The sequence below is a fragment of the Herbaspirillum sp. WTB6 genome (assembly GCF_057457785.1).
This window is the reverse complement of sequence record NZ_CP176522.1, coordinates 3,201,517-3,218,022: the sequence shown is the minus strand read 5'-3', so window position 1 is coordinate 3,218,022 and position 16,506 is coordinate 3,201,517. Positions and strand designations below refer to the sequence as shown.

Here is a 16,506-nt window from a genome sequence, read left to right as displayed (position 1 = left end):
GCCATCCGCAAGCCGGCTTTATCGCCGAATCGAGGTTGCAATGAGCATGTCATTGATTCCAGTGGTGCTGTGCGGCGGTTCTGGCACGCGGCTGTGGCCGCTGTCGCGTGAGAACTACCCGAAGCAGTTCCTACGCCTGCAAGGCGAGCACAGCCTGCTGCAGCAAACCCTGCAGCGCCTGCACGGCATCGACGATCTTGGCCGCCCGCTGCTGGTATGCAATGAATCGTCGCGCTTCATCGCCGCCGAGCAATTGCTGCAGATCGGTGTTGACGATGCACGCATCCTGCTTGAACCGATGCGCCGCAACACCGCGCCGGCGATTGCCGCTGCCGCCCTGCATGCGCAGGCCGATGGCGACGATCCGCTGCTGCTGGTGCTGCCGTCGGACCATGTGATCCTTGATCATGCAGCCTTCTGCGCCGCCGTTGCCAGCGCGCGGGCGGCGGCGCTGGAGGGGGATCTGGTGACCTTCGGCATTACGCCAGCCGGCCCGGAAACCGGGTATGGCTATATCCGGGTCGAGGGCGATGCCTGTGGCGCGCGTCCGATACGCGAGTTCGTCGAAAAACCAACGCTGGCGAAGGCCGCCGAATACGTCGCCAGTGGCGACTATTACTGGAACAGCGGCATGTTCCTGTTCCGAGCCAGTCGCTATTTGCAAGAGTTGGAAGAGCTGGAGCCGGCCATGTTGGCGGCCTGCCGCGAGGCGGTGGCGCGCGCGCGCGCCGATCTCGACTTCATCCGCCTCGACCGCGACAGTTACGCCGCCAGCCCCGACAAGGCGGTCGACTATGCGGTCATGGAGCATACCCGGCGCGCCTCGATGGTGATGCTGGATGCCGGCTGGAACGACATAGGCTCCTGGGCCTCGGTATGGCAGGCCGCGGTCAAGGATGGCGGCCTTAACGCCACCCAAGGCGACGTGGTGCTGCAGGACTGCGCGGGCTGCCTGGTGCATGGCACCAGCCGCCTGATCACCGCGGTCGGCTTGCGCAATACGGTGGTGATCGAAACCGCCGACGCGCTTCTCATCCTGGACGCCGAACGGGCCCAGGACACCAAAAAACTGGTCGAGGGCCTCACGCTCCAACAACGCGAGGAAACCATCCATCATCGGGAAGTGTTCCGACCGTGGGGCTCCTATGATTCGATCGGCGCCGGCGGGCGCTTTCACGTCAAGCGCATTACCGTCAAGCAGGGTGCCAAGCTATCGTTGCAGATGCATCATCATCGCGCCGAGCACTGGGTGGTGGTGTCCGGTACCGCCAGGATTACCAACGGCGACCGGGAATATCTACTGACCGAGAATCAGTCCACCTACATTCCGCTGGGCGTGGTTCATTCACTGGAAAACCCCGGCAAGATCCCACTCGAACTGATTGAAATCCAGTCTGGCGCCTATCTGGGGGAGGACGACATCGTGCGCCTGCAGGACCGCTACGGCCGACTCGACCTGCAGCCAAGGGAAACGGCTGCAACCGAGCGGGCAAAAACTTGACCCCAGCCAGGAACAAAAAACGCTAGCGCCGCCAAACTCCGAGGAGCTTGATCATGAAAAACGATTCCGTATCCGAAAATGACTCCTCCATATCGCCAACGATGCGCGTGGATTGGGTCGATTACGCCAAAGGCATTTGCATTTTCGCCGTGGTCACGTTTTACTCGTCCGGCTACGTCGAAGAAATGATGAACGCGCGCGGCTGGATGCACTACCTGGTGGATTTTGCCCAGCCGTTCCGCATGCCCGATTTTTTCATGTTATCCGGCCTGTTCATGGCGCGGGTCCTGGACCGGCCCTTGCGCTCCTACCTGAACACCAAGGTGGTCCATTTCTTTTATTTCTACGCACTGTGGGCCACGATCAAATTCGTGCTGGTCGATCTGCGCGGACAACTCGACCTCGGCGCATATCAAATCCTGCTCAACTACCTATACCTGTATATCCAGCCCGAAAGCCAGTTATGGTTCATCTACATGCTGCCGCTTTTCTTCATCGCCGTGCGGCTGGTCAGGCGCGTGCCGGCGGTACTGGTGTATGCCGCCGCCATCGCCTTCAAACTGTACGCACCTGACACGGGCTGGAAAATGATCGACCGCTTTGCGCTGTATTTCGTCTTTTTCTATACAGGCTATGTGTTCGCGCCGCAGTTGTTCCGCCTGGCCGCCTGGGCGCATTCGCATGTGCGCGCGACGCTCGGGATCCTGGCGGCTTGGGCGCTTGCCAACGGGCTACTGGTGCTGATGGAGGTCAACTGGATTCCGGCGGGCCACCTGGTCATGGGCCACTTCGGGGCATTCGCCATCTTCCTGCTCTCGGTGACGCTGGCCCGCCTGTCCTGGATGCGCTGGCTGGCTTACCTGGGCGAGCATTCGATCGTCGCCTATCTGGGGTTTGTCGTGCCGCTGTTCGCCATGCGCAAGCTGCTGTTGATTCATCAGCCCCAGATGGACATCGGCACGATTTCGCTGCTGGTTGGCATACTTTCGATTATTGGCGCCTTCCTGATTTACTGGTCGGTACGCAACACGCCGTTCCGCTTTTTGTTCAGCCGCCCGGCATGGGCATCCATCATGCCGCGTCGAAAGCTGATTCTGAAACCCGAAATCTAAAGGCGATCAGCACCGTCAGCGGGAACGTCGGTGGGCCGATTCCGCCACGCACAGGGCCTCTCGTCTCATTTTCCGGCCTGCGCAATGGCAACTTCCTCGCGCAGACCGAATACCTTGTCGTAGGCGGCCAACAGCTTCGGCGCTTCGTACTTCCACTCCAGTTCGTTTTGCACCCGCTTGCGGCCAAATTCACCCATGGCGCGGCGCCGCTGCGGGTCATCCAGCAGTTCCACGATCTTGCATGCCAGATCGACCGCATCGTTGCGCCTGGCATACAAGGAAGCGCCCTGCGCCGAAACCCGGCCCTCGACCAGGTCGAACTGGACGATCGGCTTTGCCAGCGCCATGTACTCCATGATCTTGTTCATGGTCGACTTGTCGTTCATGTCATTGGCGATATCCGGATTGACGCAGACATCGGCAGTATTCAGCATGTCCAGCAAGTCCGCATCCGGGACGCGCCCGGTGAAGGTGACGTAATCGGCGATGTCCAGGTCGGCCGCCAGTTGCCGCATTCGGCCGAGCGAGGTGCCCCCGCCCACCAGTCCGAAATGCACGTCCGAGCGTCCCATGACCCGGATGATGTGCCGCGCAGCCTGCAGCAGCAAGTCGATTCCTTCCTGGGCGCCCATCACGCCGACGTAGCCGACCAGGTAGTTCCGGCCGCATTTGAGTTCCGGCCTGGGCGGCGTGATGCGCATGCGCTCCAGCTGCGGGCCACTGCGCACCACGAATACCTTGCCGGGGTCCATGCCGCCACGTTCGATCGCGATCCGCCGATACGATTCGTTGGTGGCGATCGACACGTCCGCAGTCTGGAAAGTCCAGCGCTCGAAACGCACCATCAAGCGATAGAAGAAATCGCGCCGGCCGAACTTCGCCTCGTATAGCTCGGGATTGATATCGTGATGATCAAAGATGAATTTCTTGCGGAAGAAGAGCTTGAAGAAGCCGCCGATCAGAAACAGCAGGTCGGGCGGATTGCATGCCTGGATGACATCGAAGCCGCGCGTCAGCAACACGCGCCAGGCCAGGATGAAGGTCGACGACAGCGCCGCGCCGTATTCCAGCAGGTAGCCGCCGGCTCCCTGCGCCTCGACTGGCAGGCGATAACGGTAGATGTGGATGCCGCCCAGGCACTCATATTTTTTCTCGCAACCTTTGCCGGTCGGGCAGATGATCGACACCTGATAGCCATTTGCCGCGAGGGTGGTGGCCTCCTGCCACACGCGCCGGTCGAATGGAGATGGCAGGTTTTCGACCAGAATCAGTATCCGCTTTTCCGTGACTCCCTTCGGGTGCGGCAGGCCAGGCATCAGCGTATCCCGTAAAAATAGATGGCAGGAAACAGTATCCGCCCCAAGCCGCTGCGGCACAGCAGGGCAACCAGCCGTCGGTGCGCCGCATACAGGCGCAGGTAATACTCGGATGTGATGCTTTCGGCGGCGGTAAACACGCGCTGGAGTTCGGCCTGCAATTCATCCAGCGTATAACCGGCATGCGCGCCCAGCTCATTGCGAAATTCGCCGCGCCATTTGGCAACCCAGTCCGCGACGTTGAATTGCAGCTTCTCGGCCACAGACGTATTTCTGCTTCCAAGATACCCGATCAGGCGGTCGCGATTGGGAGTACCGATCAAATATCCGCCTCCGGGCTTGAGAACGCGATGCATTTCACGCAGCGCCGCCCGATGATCGGCGATGTGCTCCAGTGCGTGAAAGGAATAGACGAAATCAAAACTCTCATCGTCGAAATCCAGTTGCATCGCATCCCCTGCGCGCAAATCCGCAAGCGACGCCGCCCGCGGGTCGAAACTGGAAACAATGTCGATTCCGATGATTTCCGATCCGAGGCGCTGGGCCAGCACGGCAGCCTCGGTACCGTCGCCACACCCCACGACCAGCAAGCGCGCGGGTGCCACCTGCTGTCGTGCGAGAAGCATGTCCGCCAGCAACGACGTCTTCGGATCGTTAAAATCCACGGCCGGAAAATCACCAGCAAATGCCGTCATAATTCGCTCCGCTTGGCATACCGACGATGCGCACCAGGTCCACCACCACCTGCCCCACCTTTAGCCGCGCCGGCACTGCGCCGAATTCCGGCGCGCTATTGCCAATGACGATGGTCTCTGCAAAATCCAGGACTTCATCCAGCGAGTCCACCATCAGGCGCGAGATGTGTGGAATCCGGTTCAGGATGTAATCCTGGTTGGCTCCGGTCAGCGCGGCCAGGCTGACGTTGCGGTCATACAGCTTCAACTGGTAGCCCTTGCCAAGTAGATGCTCGATCACCGAAACCAGCGGCGATTCGCGCAGATCGTCGGTCCCGGCCTTGAATGAAAACCCCAGCACACCGATCCTGCTTTTTCCCTTATCGACGATCATCTTGATGCCGTTCCTCACCTGCCGCTCGTTGGACGGCAGGATCGCATTCAAGAGCGGCACTTCCAGATCGAGGTTTCTTGCCTTGTAGGTCAGCGCCCGCACATCCTTGGGCAGGCAGGAGCCGCCAAAGGCGAAGCCGGGTTTCATGTAGTACGGCGACAGGTTCAGTTTGGTGTCCTGGCAAAATATTTCCATCACCCTGTGGCCATCGATGCCGACCGCCTTGCAGATGGTTCCGATCTCATTGGCAAATGCCACCTTCAGCGCGTGCCAGGCGTTGTCGGAATATTTCACCATCTCCGCGGTTTCGACATCGGTGCGGATCAGCGGCGCCTGCATGTCCTGGTACAAGGCCAGCAGCAGGTCGCCGGAGCGGCTGTCGGTCTCGCCGATCACGGTTTTCGGCGGATGGCGGTAATCGAATACTGCCGTGCCTTCGCGCAGGAATTCCGGATTGGCGCAGACGCCGAAATCGACCCCGGCCTTTTTCCCCGAAAAGGCTTCCAGCGCCGGAATCACGGTCGCCCGCATGGAGCCGGGCAGCATGGTGCTGCGAATCACGACCACATGAAACTGCGCCTTATCCTTGAGTGCGCCGCCGATTTCCTGACACACCCGAGCGACATAAGTCAGGTCGAGATTGCCGTTCAGTTGCGATGGCGTACCGACGCATACCAGCGAAAGATCGGTTTGCATGACGGCATCGCGCGCATCCACGCTGGCGCGCAGCAGGTGTTTTTTCACCGCGCCTGCGATCATGTCGCCGATGCCCTCCTCGATGATCGGCGCCCTCCCCTGGTTGATCAGATCGACCTTGGTGCAATTCGGGTCGACCCCGATCACCACATGCCCGTCCGCCGCCAGGCACCCGGCCGAAACCGCCCCGACGTAGCCCAAGCCGAAAATACTGATGTCCATACAACCTCGCTTCCTGTCTGTCGGCATACCTTAGACCGATAGAAAAGAGCGTCTTTGATTTCCAGCAAGGGAGGCCGGATATTGGCTGGATGAGTGTCGCGCTGGATTTACGAAACTTTCACATACTCATCATACATAAATCTTATTTCGCCCATTAGCACTCGGTTTTATTTATATACTCCATTAATCATCGAATCTGGATTGGAGTCGCGCGTGTCGGTTTCGCTGGATTCCGGCTTCAATCCGATGTAACGGAAAATCGCCTCGCCTCAATCGCAGAGCAGCCTGAAACCGCGCGCGCCTGCGAGGGTCGCGGCGGCCGCCTCATCGGTCGGCGCAATTCCGATCCAAAAGCAGGTCACACGCGTGGCGCCGTGCTCGATCGCGCCGCGCCAGACGATCGATGGCGACGGCTGCCTCTCATCCAAGCGCTGCGAGATCCACCCCAGCGGCGGCGTTTCCTGGCCGCGCGCCACCTGCGGCGCATAGTCGCAATCCGGCATCGCCATCCAGACTTGCGCATCGCCGCACGACACGCAGGCGGTGCGCCCGCTCAATCGCACCTCGCAGCCGGCGGCGAAATGCCAACTGAATTCCAATTGGTGAGCGCCCCCGCATTCGAAGCTGTCTTCCACGCGCAACAATCGCCGGTGCTTGTCGAAACTGATTTTCCGCCGATGCAGAACCGGGTCCGGCAGGCGCAAGTAGCCATCATGGCTGCCGACGAAAACGTCTTCCCCCTCGCCGCTGGACCATTGCTCGCAGCGTGCCTGCGCCTGGCGCAACCACATGAAGTTGCCGCCCTGTTCCGATTGATCACGCCCATCGATGCGCACCGTGTTGTGCGCCGCGGTCCCGCGGAAGTAGGCGCGCCAGCGTGGATGCGTGTGATAGGCATAGGTACCGGGATCGATCAGCAACGGCGCGCCGGCCACCGACATGGTGAACGCCAGCGCATCGGCATGGCCGTGCGCGGCGATGGATAGATAGCCGAGCGGGCCGGCGTCGGCGACGATCCGAATTTCGCTCGGGGTATCGAAGTCGCAACCCAGCAAGTAGTAGCCGCCGTCGGGAAACGCCCGCCGTGGCGGCGCCGCCAATGCAACGGCCGGCAGCGCGTCGAACGCGCGCGCTCCGGCCTGGCCCAGCAGCCAGTGGCTCTTGTTGTCGAAGGTGCCGGCCTTGGCCTTGAAATCGCCACGATCGAACAGCACCGCGCCGCTCGCCAGCAGCGAACGGTAGGCATCGAACCGCGGCCATGGCGACAGCCGCAGCAGCAACGCGTCGTCGGCGTCGCCGATCATTGGCACGTTGCCGCCGGCGTCCATCAGCGCGCAAATGAATTCCAGCATCGCCTGCAGCCGATCCCAGTAGCCGCCGGAGAACTCCACGCCGTTGGCGCGCCCGCACAAGGCACACAGCAGCATCATGTCGGCCACTTCGTGCTGATACCAGATCGCCTGTTCGCGGTTGACTCCATCCGGCGCGTTCTGCAGCAGCGCCTGCCGTTCCAGGCCGCGCCGGGCCGATTCGCGCCAGGTCGCGCTGGCCGGCCACAACGGCCAGACCACGGCACCGATGAACAGGCCCATGTATTCGCCGAACAGGTGGTTGTTGGCCGATGAGTGCAGCGACAGATGGCCGTCGATGAAATGGCAATGCTGATAGATCGAATCCAGCCAGCGCCGCTTGAAGTCGCGCCCTTCAGCATCCATGAACAAGCCGGCATGTTCGCCGCCCAGCAGATGCCAGGCCACCGTCCAGTTCAGCAGCCGAATTGCATTTTCCAGCGAGCTGGCCCAGTTCTGACCATCCGGGTAGTGCGTCTGTTCCAGCCAGGATTCCAGCAACCGGCGACAGCCGAGGGCATAGCGCTGCTCGCCGGACAGATGAAAGGCCTGGGCCAGCGTCACCAGTTCGTAGTGGCGATTGATCTCCCACAAATACTTGATGTCGCCCACCAGATGCTCATCGCGATAGTCCAGGCTCTTGCCAAAGCCCTGTGGCGCAGCGATGCCGCTCTTCGGATCGCGGTTCCACGACGGCGGGAAACCAAGCGCAACATCGCGCAAGGCAAATACTGTAAAAAGACCGGATAAGATGCGGTCCGCCGCTTGCCGGTATGCACCCACATCGAAGCCGGCCGGCGAGCCCTCGATCCACGGCTGGCCGCAGTTCCCGTGCGGTGTCGGCGGCCGCCGCGCCAGTCCGATCCCATGGCGCTCGAGCCTTGCCTGCAGCGCCTGGCGCAGGCGCCAGAGGACTTCGGCTGCGGTCATGGTGCGCAGCCGGTTGATCTTCCATGACAGCTTCACCCGATATCCTCCGCCGCCGCTTGCCGTGCGCCGCCAGTGCGCTTCATCCTGCTCGCCGCAGCACCACTTCGTACAGGCCGGAAAAATCCCGTGCCAGCCGGGCCAACGTGTATTGCTCCAACACCCTGGCGCGAGCCGCATGCGCCATCCGCTCCAGCAACGCGCGGTCATCATCCATGGCCGCGATCGCCGCCGCCAGCGCAACGGCGTCGCGCGGCGGCACGAATAATCCGTGCACTCCGTGCCGGATCACATCCGGAATCGCGCCGACGGCGCAGGTGATGGCGGGCGTCCCGGCCGCCATCGCCTCCAGCAGCGAATACGGCAGCCCTTCGCTATAGCTGGGAAACACCAGCAGGTCCGCGGCACGCCATAATTCGTTTTTCTGGTTTCCAAAAAGCGGGCCGCGGAACACGACGCTATCTTCCAAGCCCAACTCGGCGCTGCGCGCGCGCAGCGCCGGCTCGTCCGCACCGCTGCCGGCAATTTCCAGATGCAGGCGACGCCCGGCACGACGCAGGCTGGCAAGCGCATCCAGCGTTTCAAACAGGCCCTTCGCGCGCACCAGCCGGCCGACGTACACCAGCCGCAACGGCCGCCGAGGGTCGGGCGGCTGTATCGTCCCCAGGAGCCCGGAGGGGTCGATCGCATTCGGGATGTGCGCCAGCCGGATACCGGGAGCAAACGCTGCGTAAGCCCTATATTCGGCCAGCGACAGTACCGACACCGCATCGCTGGCGCCCAACACCCGGCGCAGCAGCCAGGTCAGCGCGGCGCTATGCGGAAAGAACTGGTCCGGCGTCGGCCCGCCGTGGATCTGGCTGACGACCTTGGCGCGCAACAGCTTGGCTACCGCCAGATAGAGCATGTCGCGCCAATACGCCTTGTGATCCAGGCCGGTATTGATATGCAGGATGTCGGGCCGCTGGCGAAAACCCAGGTACAACAACGCAAACGGCGACACCGCAAGACGGGTCAGTTTTTGCAGGCTGCTTTCGACCCTGCCTTCGCTGCCGACGCAGAAATGCAGCAACTCGTACTTCTGCGCCAAGCCGGAACCCAGCAGCAGGTTTGCGTGCGTGCTGAAGCCGCTGACCGCACTCAGCGGCGGACTCAGGATGACGATCTTCGGCTTGTCCATGGGGTACCCTTCACGCCCGCGACAATTGTGCCAACTCGGCTCCGAGCCGCTCCGAAGCGGCGGCGCTGCCATCGTCATCGACGAAGATACGGTGCCACAATTCCAGCGTCAGCAACAACCAGATGCCCTGTTCCCGATCGACCTTCCGCTCGAGGTGCTCGCGCACGACCTTCCTGACCATCTCGGGCTGGAAGTAGCCACGCTCGAAAAACCGCTCTGAGAGCAGCACCTGTGAAATCAGGCCGGCCAGCGGGCCGCCGAACCAGCGCCCCAGCGGCACCGTAAAACCGACCTTGCGGCGATAAATCGTCTCGCGCGGCAGGTAGCGTTCCGCCAGTTTTTTCAACAGTATTTTTTTTTGCAGTCCAGCCACCTTGTAGCGCGCCGGCAAACCGGCAGCGAATTCTGCCACCCGGTGATCCAGGAAAGGCACCCTGGCTTCGATTCCCGCCGCCATGCTCATGCGATCGCCCTTGACCAGGATATCGTCCACCAACCGGCTGTGAATGTCGCAATACAGGAAGCGGTTCAATGCGCTCTGTCGGTCGTTGCAACCGGTCATGATGGCCGAGAACCTGCTCTCCAGACCGCCGTCGCCAACCTCCTTCAGAAAATCCGGATGCAGCAATTGCCGTTGCAAGCTGGTATCGAAGCCGCCGAACCAGGAGGCGAAGCGCTGCGTTTCCGAAGACAATCCCAGAATTTCGAGAATGCTACGCAGGCGCCGTCCCTGGAACGGCATGGCGGCACCCGCGCTGCGCAGGCCCGCATGGCGCATGCTGACCGGCAGCCATTCCAGCAGCCCGGCAAAGGAGTCGAATACGTATTTGGAATACCCGCCGAATTGCTCATCGGCACCTTCGCCGGTCAGCATCACGCTGACATGCTGTTTTGCCGCCTGGCACATGTAATAGGTGGGGATCGCCGGCGGCTCCCCCATCGGCTCGTCGTACAGCCAGCACAGGCGCGCAAAATCGGCGATGAAATCGTCGGATCCAACCACCACCTCATGATGCTCCGTGCCGTAGCGTTCGGCGATTTTCCGCGCGTGATGCAGTTCGCTGAATTCGGCAATATCGAAACCGACGGCGAAGGTCTTGATCGGCTCGCGCTGGCCGTTCTCACGCCGCATGGTCTCCATCAGCGCCACCACCATGCTGGAATCGACGCCGCCCGACAATTGCACCCCAAGCGGCACATCCGACATCAATTGCATGTCGACCGTGCGCCGCAACAGGGCATCGAGCTCCGCCAGCGCCTGGCTTTCGGGCAGATCGCGCGCTTCGTAGCGCACATCCCAGTAACGAACCGGCTGCGGTTCCGGCTCGCCGCAAAAAAACTCCAATAGACAGCCTTCCGGCAGCTTTTGAATTTTTTCGAACAGCGTGTCCGGGCGCGAGGCGTAGCGGGTGACGACATATTGCGCAATCGCCGGCCGATATACTTTCTTGCTGGCACTGATCTCGGGAAAGCACAGCAATGCCTTGATCTCGCTGGCAAAAACCAGGGTTCTGCCATCGCTCCACCAATACAAAGGCTTGACACCCATATGGTCGCGGCACAGCATCAGCGCGTGCTTTACGCAGTCGTACACGCCGAACGCGAACAAGCCTTGCAACCGCCGCGCCAGCCCGGCACCGCCCCAGACTTGATAGCCGTGCACCAGCACTTCGGTGTCGCTGTGCGTCTTGAAGCGGCAGCCGGCTCTCTCCAGTTCTGCCCGCAATTCCCGGTAGTTGTAAATCTCGCCGTTGAAGGTGACCCAGACGCTGCCATCGCCATTCGACATCGGCTGCTGTCCGGTCGCCAGGTCGATGATGGCCAGCCGCCGGTGTCCCAGCCAGCATGCATCGTCACTGGCGCGCCACTCCCCGCTGCCATCCGGTCCGCGATGCGCCAGCGCCAGCAGCGCCCGCCGTGCGGTTTCCGGACTCAAGCGCGGCGCGGCGCTGTCGAGGCGTACATGCCCGGCGATTCCGCACATAACGATCCTTTCCGACCGGCCCGATATCCGCCGGCTAACGATGAAATGAAAATTCCGGTGGCCGGCTGCCAGGAAACCGCCTCCGCTATGGCTGATATTTGGCTTCGCTCGCACCGAGGTACCGGCTGATATCCAGGTGCTGCACCAGCATCTGGTGCTTGCCGCGCCGGGTACGCGGAATCTCGTCCACCTCAGCCACCTCCGCCGTGCAGCCGCCCTGCGTTTTCGCTTCCAGCGCCCGGGCAATCCGCTGCCGGCGCCCGGCCGATAGTGGTAGCACGGTGACCACTTTGATCAGAAAATGGCCCGGCCTGGTCTGTTCGTACTGCATGGCGTCCACCCCGGCCAGCGCCAGATCGCCGATATGGGCAGCGCTCAGGGAATTGATGGAAATCAGCCGATGATCGCGGCAGACGATAAACTCCTGCCGCCGGCCTTCGATCCGCTCGACCACCGGGTATCCGGGAAGCAGCGGGTTGGGCCGCGCGCTCAAGACCGCCATGTCGCCTGTGCGATAGCGCACGAACGGCATCACCTGGTTGTCAAATCCGGTACCGACGATTTCACCCAGCACCCCTGGTTTGGTAATCGGCCTGCCATCGTTGTCGGCCAACTCGAAATATCCGTATTGGGGCCAGAAGAAGCAGCGATCATCATCCGGCAGCGAAGCCGCCATCAGCACCCGCTCCGAATGCCCATAGTGCCGCAGCACCGGACAGGAAAACACGCTGCGGATCAGCGCCATGTGATGATCGAATACATTTTCGGAAAACAGCATGATGCCCTTGATCCGGGCCGATACATCCGGCGCCGGCTGCTCTTTCAGCCAGCGCGCCAGCGGATAGATGGTGGATGGGAAGGCCTGGATGTAAGTCGGTTTCCAGACACGCATGGCGTCGATGTATTCCGGCATGTAGGCTCGTTCCAGGTGGTCGGAACTGAGGATCAATTGCCGCTTGATCGGTTCGTACATCCAGAGTCGGCCGCCAGGCTTGCCGGCGCCGGGCACGCCACGCCCGCGCAGCGCCAGCACGACGTCACCTTCCTCCAGGCCGACGCGCCGGTGGAAGCTGTCCATGAAAGCATATTCCTTGGCACGCGAAACGCCCTTGTGCAGGTAGAACATCATCGGCACAGCGGTCGAGCCGCCGGTAAACGTCTTCAGGGCAGCGCGTGCGGAGATTCCGCCGGACATGAAATGTGGCAGGTCATGCACCAGTTCATGCTTGGAAAGCATCGGCAATTCATGCAGGACCGCAAGCGGTTGGTCGAGCTGCCCCAGGAGATAGCGATATTGCCGGTACGCCGGTACGGTCGTCAGCGCCCAGCGCAAGGTCGCTATCAGCTTGCGGATGCCGAGCCGCTCGAGTTGTGCCGGATCCTGTATCTGCGCCTCGCAAAAAAAACGCTGATAATTCGGCCCCCGGCGCAACGCCGGCGGAATCCACGAATACGCCCGGCCAATCGAGCTCTTGACCCACTGCGGAGAAGCAATGTAGGGAGCCAGCAGCGGATGTAGAAAATCTTCCAGCGTCATTTCTTGTCAATTCCGGAATCAACCAGTTGCCATTTGCAGGCGCGCGACAAGGAACCAGGAACCACGCCGGCTGATGCTGCAACATGCGCCGCCAGTGCACCGATTTCGACGTTCCGGCGGCTCCCCCCTGCACTGCTGCGATATGCGCGATGTTTCATGACTTTTCCGGCGCCCCCAGATAGTTGGAAATGTCCAGATGCTGCACCAGCAAACGGTGCTTGCCGCGCAGAGTGCGGGGAATCTCTGCCACTTCCACCACCTCGGCGGTGCAGCCGCCCTGGGTCTTGGCTTCCATTGCCAGCACGATCCTGCTGCGCGCCTCGGCCGACAACGGCTGCGAGGTAGTCACCTTGATCAGAAAGTGACCGGGTACGGACTGCTCGAACTGCATCGTATCGACCGCGGCCAGATCCGCCGAATGGGCCGCCCCCATGCCGCACACTGCAATCAGACGATTGTTCTTGCACACCAGGAATTCCTGCCTCCTGCCTTCGACGCTGTCGACCACCGGGTAGCCGGGCAATGATGGATGCGGCTGGTCGCCCAGGATCGCCATATCGCCGGTCCGATAGCGGATGAACGGCATGACCTGATTGTCAAAGCCGGTACCGACGATTTCTCCCATTACACCCGGCGTCGTAATTGTTCGGCCGTCCTCATCCACCAGTTCGAAATGGCCGTACTGCGGCCAGAAAAAGCAGCGCTCGTCATCCGGCATGGAGGACGCCATCAGCACCCGTTCCGAATGGCCGTAATGCTTCAGTACCGGGCAGAAAAATACATCCTTCAGCAGCTTGATGTGGTGGTCGAATACATTTTCGGAGTACAGCATGATGCCTTTGATCCGGCCAGTGACGTCGGGGGCCGGGTTTTCCTTCAGCCAGCGCGCCAACGGGTAAATCGTCGACGGGTAGGCCTGGATATAGGTCGGCCGCCAGATCCGCATCGCCTCGATGTACTGGTTCATGTAGCGCCGTTCCAGGTGATCCGAACTCAGGATCAATTGGCGCTTGATCGGCTCGTACATCCAGATGCTTCCGCCGGCGCGCTTCGCTGTCGGCACGCTGCGCCCGCGCAACGCCAGGATCACGTCCGACCCGGACAGTCCTACATAATCATGGAACATCTTCATGAATGCATATTCCTTGGGTCGCGACACACCCATCTGCAGATAGAACACCATCGGCGTCGATGTCGAGCCGCCGGTCGCGGTCTTCAGCCGCAAACCGGGAGAAATAGCGTCCGACAAAAAACTTCCCAGGTCATGCTTGATATCTTCCTTGGAGATCAGCGGCAGTTCGCGCAAGACCTCGTACGGCGAATCGAGATCGTGTCTCAGATAGCGGTATTGCCGATACGCCGGAACGGACTCCAGCGCCCAATGCAAGGTCGCACCCAGTTTGCGCGCCGCCAGCCTGCGAATCTCCCCTTCATCCCGCAGCGCCGCCTCGGCCAGGAAAAGCTTGTAGCGCGGCCCGCGGGCCAGTGAAACCGAAAAGAGCGAGTAGACCCGACCCACAGAGCTTTTAACCCATTGGGGCGACGCGAAATACGACCCCAGCAGTGGATACAGGAAATCTTCAAACGCCATGATTCGCACCCTGAAACCCCGGACAGATCTCGTACATCCGGTGCTTCAAGCGTATCCGCCGTGGGGCCGCCTGTCTTGGATTTTGATCAAGCAAGCAACAGATACCGAAACCCCAGGAATCGGATCAAACGGTTTTCGGCCGGATGCGGCGAACCCTGGCGACCTGCTGTGGCGGCATGCAACACTAGAGCACGAAGGAACGGGATACATGATCGAACACCGTTACCTGACCAGTGGTCGAGAGATGATGGACTCCCAGCAGCCCTTTCTTGAAGAAGGGATTGATCTCAGAAAACAATTTTTCGGAATAAATAGATTCGGATAGTTCGGTGATTTCATACATCAACAACCCCTGTCCGTACTGATCGTAGCCTTGGCGCTGCGCCAGCCGGAAAATCTTGCCGTCATCGAACAGCATGCCGGCGTTCCGCCCTCCCTCTGAGTCAATTCGTACCGGGTTCTGCGGATGGGTTTTCCATTCCGTCGCCAGCGGTGAACTGGCCGAAAACAGATAGAGTTCCGAGCAATAATCGTTCAAGCCGGATTTATCTATGCTGGTCAGCATCCACCATATTCCTGCGCGCTCGAAAATCATCGTATCGGCGGCCGAGACGTTGTCCATGGCGATCGATGCCAGCTCCCATTGCAATGGGAATCCGGTGCAGCGATACACTCTGATCTGTCGTGACCCGCTGCATTCCGGGCACATGTACAGGGAGCCGGCGTAATTGAACAGGAATGGGAAAGACAGATGAAACGGCTCGCGGATACATTCGCCGATCTTATGCGCTTTGGCTTCGGATACTTCCAGCACGGAGATATGCGCGCGATCGGTCTTGTAAACATAATCCTCGACAAAACAATAGGTTTTGCCGTCATGCACATACAGAAATGGATCGGCCCAAAAATGCCCCCGCGGCGCCTTGGCGCTGATGCTGTTCCATAAAACCGCCTTTTTCCAGCCGGACGAGATAAACGAAATCTCCCATTTCTTGCGGTAATTCGCGATTCGAAACACTGTTCGCGTACCTATTCGACCGGCAATTTTGAACAGATAGTGCAGGCTCTGGAAAAAAGCCGGTAAACGAAATACGGCACCGGAATACGGTTGGTGCACCTCAATTTCCGGCAACTGTCCGCTGGCGGCTATTCGCTTCAGCAACTGTTGCAGGTGTGGGTTTATCTTCCGGTACAAGCTGGCCTGGTTCAAGGAAAATAGAAATTTGGTGGAAAAAAATCCGCTCAGCAGGACGTTCCTGACCTTCTCTCCGGTCAGGTTTTGAATCACGAAACCGGTTTTCGGATGCTTGTAATAGCACTCCCAAAAGCCGGCCGGACCGCCGCGATAACTCTCGTTTCCTGCGCTGGAAATCGAAATAATTCCGAGCCGGCTGGCGTGCAATATCTCGCCTTGCATGAGTTCCGAACCATAGGTGATCAGCAAATCCAGATCGAGATCCCTGACGCGCCTAACCTGTTCCGAAGAAAATTGGTGAACAAACCACGATCGGCAAAAATCCGATTCAATGGTGATTTGCCGATCGATTTTCTTGCTTAGGTCAAAGGTATCGAAATGCGCCCGATGCAATGAGTTGAAGTGCAGGATCACTTTCTCGACCATCACGATTAGTCGAAACAGAAGTACCGAAGCCAAATAGCCCGCGTTCTTGAATCGGGTCAAACTGCGCAGCTTTTCCATGAGCGGGGCTGAGCGCGCTTTGAACACAACCAGATGGGAGATTTGCACATCGGACTGTTGCTGAGCCCAGCAAACCAGTTCATGAATATATTTGTTGCAAAACCTGTCATCGAGAAGCAGACCTACCTTTAGCGCACGCATGGAATCGTCCCGGCAATAACCTGATCTGAAGAATCATCGGCCAGCGTCAACCCAAAAAATCCCCCTGGCGATCCGATGGCTACCTATTGTCCGCCTGCGGAAAAAAGTTTAGGCAGATTCAGGTTCCAAAATTTGCGTGAAATCAATCTCAACGCAATTGTCATCGGCGCAGCCACAAACCTG

11 protein-coding genes are annotated in these 16,506 nt (G+C 60.2%); 2 read left to right on the top strand and 9 right to left on the bottom strand.

Features of this window, described 5'->3' with window-relative positions; all coding sequences use genetic code 11:
• Positions 1–46 precede the first annotated feature (46 nt).
• Positions 47–1,501, top strand: coding sequence for a mannose-1-phosphate guanylyltransferase/mannose-6-phosphate isomerase (locus tag ACK2VC_RS14925; protein ID WP_486731172.1), 1,455 nt, complete (start codon positions 47–49; stop codon positions 1,499–1,501).
• A 53-nt stretch (positions 1,502–1,554) separates the two neighbouring features.
• Positions 1,555–2,613, top strand: coding sequence for an acyltransferase family protein (locus ACK2VC_RS14920; RefSeq protein ID WP_486731171.1), 1,059 nt, complete (start codon positions 1,555–1,557; stop codon positions 2,611–2,613).
• A gap of 65 nt (positions 2,614–2,678) precedes the next feature.
• Here the strand turns inward: ACK2VC_RS14920 and ACK2VC_RS14915 are convergent, their stop codons facing one another.
• The 9 genes from ACK2VC_RS14915 to ACK2VC_RS14875 form a co-directional block, all read right to left on the bottom strand.
• Positions 2,679–3,929: a glycosyltransferase family 4 protein gene (locus tag ACK2VC_RS14915; RefSeq protein WP_486731170.1), complete on the bottom strand. Its 1,251-nt coding sequence runs from the start codon at positions 3,927–3,929 to the stop codon at positions 2,679–2,681.
• Complete coding sequence (locus ACK2VC_RS14910; protein WP_486731169.1) at positions 3,929–4,624, bottom strand: class I SAM-dependent methyltransferase; 696 nt, start codon at positions 4,622–4,624, stop codon at positions 3,929–3,931. The genes ACK2VC_RS14915 and ACK2VC_RS14910 overlap by 1 nt, the downstream gene beginning before the upstream one ends.
• Positions 4,605–5,915: a nucleotide sugar dehydrogenase gene (locus ACK2VC_RS14905; RefSeq protein ID WP_486731168.1), complete on the bottom strand. Its 1,311-nt coding sequence runs from the start codon at positions 5,913–5,915 to the stop codon at positions 4,605–4,607. The genes ACK2VC_RS14910 and ACK2VC_RS14905 overlap by 20 nt, the downstream gene beginning before the upstream one ends.
• Before the next feature lie 269 nt (positions 5,916–6,184).
• Positions 6,185–8,230 (bottom strand): heparinase II/III family protein, encoded by a 2,046-nt coding sequence (locus ACK2VC_RS14900; protein WP_486731167.1) that lies wholly within the window; start codon positions 8,228–8,230, stop codon positions 6,185–6,187.
• Positions 8,231–8,273: 43 nt separating this feature from the next.
• A complete protein-coding gene (locus ACK2VC_RS14895; protein WP_486731166.1) occupies positions 8,274–9,371 on the bottom strand; it encodes a glycosyltransferase family 4 protein in 1,098 nt (365 codons plus the stop codon).
• Between the two features lie 10 nt (positions 9,372–9,381).
• Positions 9,382–11,355 (bottom strand): asparagine synthase (glutamine-hydrolyzing), encoded by a 1,974-nt coding sequence (gene asnB, locus ACK2VC_RS14890; protein ID WP_486731165.1) that lies wholly within the window; start codon positions 11,353–11,355, stop codon positions 9,382–9,384.
• Positions 11,356–11,440: 85 nt separating this feature from the next.
• The gene (locus ACK2VC_RS14885) at positions 11,441–12,892 is read right to left on the bottom strand and encodes a phenylacetate--CoA ligase family protein (RefSeq protein ID WP_486731164.1); all 1,452 of its coding nucleotides are present in this window, start codon (positions 12,890–12,892) and stop codon (positions 11,441–11,443) included.
• Positions 12,893–13,046: 154 nt separating this feature from the next.
• Complete coding sequence (locus ACK2VC_RS14880; RefSeq protein ID WP_486731163.1) at positions 13,047–14,483, bottom strand: phenylacetate--CoA ligase family protein; 1,437 nt, start codon at positions 14,481–14,483, stop codon at positions 13,047–13,049.
• A 184-nt stretch (positions 14,484–14,667) separates the two neighbouring features.
• Entirely contained in the window at positions 14,668–16,323 is a 1,656-nt protein-coding gene (locus ACK2VC_RS14875) for a glucosamine inositolphosphorylceramide transferase family protein (RefSeq protein ID WP_486731162.1), read from the bottom strand.
• Positions 16,324–16,506 lie beyond the last annotated feature (183 nt).

Excerpts from the sequence above, each read along its gene's own strand:
- ACK2VC_RS14925 (WP_486731172.1), top strand. The coding sequence starts at position 47 with ATGTCATTGATTCCAGTGGTGCTGTGCGGCGGTTCTGGCACGCGGCTG.
- ACK2VC_RS14920 (WP_486731171.1), top strand. The coding sequence starts at position 1,555 with ATGAAAAACGATTCCGTATCCGAAAATGACTCCTCCATATCGCCAACG.
- ACK2VC_RS14915 (WP_486731170.1), bottom strand. The coding sequence starts at position 3,929 with ATGCCTGGCCTGCCGCACCCGAAGGGAGTCACGGAAAAGCGGATACTG.
- ACK2VC_RS14910 (WP_486731169.1), bottom strand. The coding sequence starts at position 4,624 with ATGACGGCATTTGCTGGTGATTTTCCGGCCGTGGATTTTAACGATCCG.
- ACK2VC_RS14905 (WP_486731168.1), bottom strand. The coding sequence starts at position 5,915 with ATGGACATCAGTATTTTCGGCTTGGGCTACGTCGGGGCGGTTTCGGCC.
- ACK2VC_RS14895 (WP_486731166.1), bottom strand. The coding sequence starts at position 9,371 with ATGGACAAGCCGAAGATCGTCATCCTGAGTCCGCCGCTGAGTGCGGTC.
- asnB (WP_486731165.1), bottom strand. The coding sequence starts at position 11,355 with ATGTGCGGAATCGCCGGGCATGTACGCCTCGACAGCGCCGCGCCGCGC.
- ACK2VC_RS14885 (WP_486731164.1), bottom strand. The coding sequence starts at position 12,892 with ATGACGCTGGAAGATTTTCTACATCCGCTGCTGGCTCCCTACATTGCT.
- ACK2VC_RS14880 (WP_486731163.1), bottom strand. The coding sequence starts at position 14,483 with ATGGCGTTTGAAGATTTCCTGTATCCACTGCTGGGGTCGTATTTCGCG.
- ACK2VC_RS14875 (WP_486731162.1), bottom strand. The coding sequence starts at position 16,323 with ATGCGTGCGCTAAAGGTAGGTCTGCTTCTCGATGACAGGTTTTGCAAC.